Origin of the sequence: Corynebacterium sp. HMSC059E07 (assembly GCF_001814395.1) — a bacterium.
Taxonomy (GTDB): domain Bacteria; phylum Actinomycetota; class Actinomycetes; order Mycobacteriales; family Mycobacteriaceae; genus Corynebacterium; species Corynebacterium hesseae.
The window spans coordinates 128,229-128,680 of sequence record NZ_KV816328.1 but is presented as its reverse complement, the minus strand read 5'-3'; the positions used below and the strand labels follow the sequence as shown (position 1 = coordinate 128,680).

Here is a 452-nt window from a genome sequence, read left to right as displayed (position 1 = left end):
TCGAAGGCCGCGACGGAACCTGCCGGGTCGGCGGGTGTGAACAACCTGCCTTTCTTACCCAGCTTGACCACCGACATAACTGGGCTGAAGGCGGGCCAACCCATCCGAAGAACCTGGCATGTTTATGCCAAGGCCATCACAACATGAAAACCGATGGCACCTTAAAGTACCTGCTGGACCCCTACAGTGGGGATGTTATCTGGCTTTTCGCTGACGGTACCTGGACCATCAACGAAGCAGAAGGACCCCTGGCACCCAAGCAAAAACGGTGGGCACAGACCGTAGCCCAACACATCACCGCCACCAGGAAACGTGTGCGCGAAGAAGCCCAACACCTCAAACAAGAACTCGACGACTACCACGCACAACAACAAGCCAAAGCCAAAGCCAACGCCGAAGCCGAAACCCAGACCAACACCGGCGAGGACATCCCCTTCTAAAACCTGAGTCGT

General features: G+C 56.4%; 1 protein-coding gene. It reads left to right on the top strand.

The genetic code is table 11. The annotated features are described in order from the left end of the window. The coding region (locus tag HMPREF2967_RS08965) for an HNH endonuclease signature motif containing protein (protein WP_198531040.1) at positions 1–440 on the top strand (440 nt) is incomplete at its 5' end. Positions 441–452: the final 12 nt, after the last annotated feature.